The organism is Streptomyces sp. NPDC048521, from assembly GCF_043199855.1.
Taxonomy (GTDB): domain Bacteria; phylum Actinomycetota; class Actinomycetes; order Streptomycetales; family Streptomycetaceae; genus Streptomyces.
Map to the genome: position 1 here is coordinate 1 of NZ_JBICWR010000046.1, position 4,233 is coordinate 4,233.

Consider the following 4,233-nt stretch of genomic DNA (forward strand, 5'->3'; position numbering starts at 1 on the left):
GGTTGCGGGTGAGTCACGCGTTCCACTCGCCGCTGATGGAGCCGGTCTTGGAGCGGTTCCGGGAGGCGATCGCGGGTGTCACCTTCAGCGCCCCGTCCATTCCCTTCGTGTCCACCGTGGACATCGACGCGGCACCGGTGGACGCCGACTACTGGGTGCGCAACGTCCGGGACACGGTCCGTTTCGCCGATGCGGTGGCTCACCTGCACGAACAGGGCGTCAGCAGGTTCCTGGAGGTAGGCCCGGACACCGCGCTGACCGCCGCCGGGCCGGGCTGCCTGCCCGAGGAGAGCACGGCGGCGTTCGTCTCGCTGTTCCGCCGCGACCAGCCGGAGGTCCGTGCCCTGGCCACGGGTCTGGCCCGCTTCCAGGTGCACGGTGGGACGGTCGACTGGGCGCGGTACCTGCCCGCCGCGGCCCGGGTCGAGTTGCCCACCTACGCCTTCCAGCGCCGCCGCTACTGGCTGGACGACGCCGAACCGGCGCGCCGGGGCGGCCACCCGCTGCTGGACGCGGCCGTGCAGCTCGCCGAGGAGGACGGGTTCCTGCTGTCCGGCCGGCTGGCCACCCGAGCCCAGACCTGGCTGGCGGAGCACACCGTGCTCGGCGCGACCGTGGTGCCCGGCAGCGTGTTCGCCGAACTGGCTCTGCACGCCGCCGCACAGGCCGGCGCCGACGGGGTGGCCGAGCTGACCTTGCAGGCGCCGCTGGTGCTGCCCGAGCACGGCGCCGTCGAGGTGCAGGTGCGGGTCGGTGCGTCCGGCGCGGCGGGGGACCGGCCGGTGACCGTGCACGCCCGCCCGGCCGAGGACGGCGCCCCATGGACCTGCTACGCCCGCGCCGTGCTCGGCCCGGTGGACGCCGGGCCGCAGGCCGAGCCGGTCGCCTGGCCGCCGCCGGACGCCACCGCACTGGACGTCGACTCGGCCTACGCCGCATTCGCCGCCGCCGGGCTGGAGTACGGTCCGGCGTTCCGGGGACTGGGCGCGGCCTGGCGGCGCGGCGACGAGATCTTCGCCGACATCGCCCTGCCCGACCTCACCGACACCGGCCGCTACGGGCTGCACCCCGCGCTGCTGGACGCGGCACTGCACGCCATGCGCTACCTGTACGAGGACAAGGGCGACCGCACCTTGCTGCCGTTCGCCTGGAACGGGATCGCGCTGCGCCGTACCGGGGCGTCCGCGCTGCGGGTGCGGATCTCCCCGGTCGCCGCCGAAGCGGCCCGGATCGAACTGGCCGACCCCACGGGCGCCCCGGTCGGGGTGGTCGAATCCCTCGCTGTCCGGCCGGTCTCGGCCGAACAGCTCGGTCACCACGACTCGCTGTACGTCGAGGACCTGGTGCCCGCGACCCTGCCGACCGGCCCGGAACCGACCGTGCTGACGTGCATCGATCTGGCCGAGCTGGCCGAGTTGACGGACCGGGACCTGCCCGCGGTGGTGGTGCTGGCGGCCGGGACCGGGACCGACCCGGTCGCCGCGGCCGGCCGGGCGGTGGACGCGGTGCGCGCCTGGCTGGCCGAGGACCGCTTCGCCGGCACCCGGCTGGCGCTGCGCACCAGGAACGCGCGCACCGACCCGGCCGCCGCCGCGGTCTGGGGCCTGCTGCGCTCGGTGCAGCAGGAGCACCCGGACCGCTTCCTGCTGGCGGACCTCGAAGGAACGGACAGCGCTGAGATCCCCGCCGCGGCGTGGAACGTACCCGGTGGGCAACTGGTCCTGCGGGACGGCGCGGTGCTCGTGCCGCGGCTGTCCCACGTCCCGCTGCCCGCGATCACCGACCGGGACGGCGCCGCCTGGGACCCGGCCGGCCCGGTGCTGATCACCGGTGGCCTGGGCGCGCTGGGGGCGGCCCTGGCCCGGCACCTGGCCGCCGACTGCGGGGTCCGCGAGCTGGTGCTCACCGGCCGCCGCGGACCGGACACCCCGGGCGCGGCCGAGCTGGCCGCCGAACTCGCCGCACTCGGCGCCTCCGCACGGATCGTGGCGTGTGACGTGGCCGAGCGGGACCAGGTGGCCGCGCTGCTGGCCGAGCATCCGGTGACGGCGGTGGTGCACGCCGCCGGGATCGTGGACGACGGTGTGGTCACCGGCCTCACCGAGGAGCGGCTGCGGGCCGTGCTGGCGCCGAAGCTGCTCGGCGCGCTGTGGCTGGACGAACTGACCCGCGACCGCGAGCTGACCGACTTCGTGCTGTTCTCCTCCGCCGCCGGGGTGCTCGGCGCGGCCGGGCAGAGCGCGTACTCGGCGGCCAACGCCGCACTGGACGCGCTGGCCCGCCGCAGGCACGCCGCCGGGCTCCCGGCCACCTCGCTGGCCTGGGGGCTCTGGGAGCGGCCCAGCGGCATCACCGGCGCGCTGGCCGCGACCGACCTGGCCCGCATCGCCCGCGCCGGACTGCGGCCACTGGCCACCGCCGAGGCACTCGAGCTGTTCGACCTGGCACGCGCCGTCGACGAACCGGTGCTCGCGCCGATGCGGCTGGACCGGGCGGCCCTGCGGACCGGCGGGCAGGTCCCGGCGGTGCTGCGCGGCCTGGTCCGGGAGGCCCCCGCCCCGGCCGCCGCCGTCGGTGCCGCGTCCGCCGCCTCACTGATCGCGCTGTCCGGACCGGACCGGGAGAAGGCGCTGCTGGCGCTGGTCCGTACCGAAGCGGCCGGGGTGCTGGCCTACGACTCGCCGGCCGCCGTGGGCGAACACCGCACCTTCGCGGAGCTCGGCGTCGACTCGCTGGCCGCGGTGGAACTGCGCAACCGGCTGTCCCAGGCCACCGGCGTCCGGTTGCCCGCCGCGGTGGTGTTCGAGTACGCCACACCGGCGGCGCTGGCCGCGCACCTGCACGAGTCCCTGCCCGCCGCGGACGGCGTGTGGGGCACCTCGGTGCTCGCCGGGCTCGACCAGCTCGAAGCGGCACTGGCCGACGCCGAACCCGCCGCCGTGGACCGGGCGAAGCTGCGGATGCGGCTCACCGCGCTGCTGGCCAAGTACGGCGGCGGGGAGCAGACCGGTGCCGCGACCGGTTCCGTGCCGGAGCACGACCTGTCGTCGGCCTCCGACGACGAACTCTTCGACCTCGTCGACGACCTCGGCGTCGGCTAAGGGCAAGGAAGGATTCCGCGTGGCGAACGAGGACAAGCTCCGGGAGTATCTCCGGCGCGCACTGGCCGAGGCCCAAAGCGCGCAGCACAGGCTGGCCGAGATCGAACAGGCCCAGCGCGAGCCGATCGCGATCGTCGGCATGGCCTGCCGCTACCCCGGCGGGGTCAGCACCCCGGAGCAGCTGTGGGAGATGTTGGCCGCAGGCCGGGACGGGATCTCCGCCTTCCCCACCGACCGCGGCTGGGACCTGGCCGGACTGCCGGTCGGGCTCGGCGGGTTCGTCGCCGACGCCGGTGACTTCGACCCCGGCTTCTTCGGCATCTCCCCGCGCGAGGCGCTGGCCATGGACCCGCAGCAGCGGCTGCTGCTGGAGACGTCCTGGGAAGCGTTCGAACGCGCCGGGATCGACCCGCTCACCGCGCGCGGCAGCCGCACCGGCGTGTTCGCCGGGGTGATGTACCACGACTACGCGACGCTGATGGACCGCGTGCCCGAGGAGCTCGAAGGCTTCATCGGCAACGGGAACGCCGCCAGCATCGCCACCGGCCGCATCGCCTACACCTTCGGATTCGAAGGACCGGCCGTCACCGTCGACACCGCCTGCTCGTCCTCGCTGGTCACCCTGCACCTGGCGGTGCAGTCGCTGCGCTCCGGGGAGACGTCCCTGGCACTGGCCGGCGGCGTGACCGTCATGTCCACCCCCGGCACCTACGTGGAGTTCGACCGGCTCGGCGGACTGGCCGCCGACGGCCGCTGCAAGGCGTTCTCCGCCGACGCCGACGGTACCGGCTGGTCCGAGGGCGTCGGCATGCTGCTGCTGGAGCGGCTGTCCGACGCCCAGCGCAACGGCCACCCGGTGCTCGCCGTCATCCGCGGCTCCGCGGTCAACCAGGACGGCGCCTCCAACGGCCTCACCGCGCCCAACGGCCAGGCGCAGCGCCGGGTCATCGTCGAGGCGCTGACCAACGCGGCACTGTCCCCTTCGGACATCGACGTGGTGGAGGCGCACGGCACCGGCACCACACTCGGCGACCCAGTCGAGGCGCAGGCCCTGCTGGCGACGTACGGCGCCGACCGCGACCGGCCGCTGTGGCTGGGGTCGGTCAAGTCGAACATCGGCCACACCCAGGCC

The 4,233-nt window shown here is 75.2% G+C and carries 2 protein-coding genes; both read left to right on the forward strand.

Going from position 1 to position 4,233, the window contains the following annotated elements; genetic code table 11:
* Nucleotides 1–35: 35 nt before the first annotated feature.
* Entirely contained in the window at nucleotides 36–3,101 is a 3,066-nt protein-coding gene (locus ACGFRF_RS41520) for an SDR family NAD(P)-dependent oxidoreductase (protein WP_393749305.1), read from the forward strand.
* Between the two features lie 19 nt (nucleotides 3,102–3,120).
* Nucleotides 3,121–4,233, forward strand: a 1,113-nt coding sequence (locus tag ACGFRF_RS41525) for a beta-ketoacyl synthase N-terminal-like domain-containing protein (RefSeq protein WP_393749307.1), incomplete at its 3' end; no start/stop codon positions are given.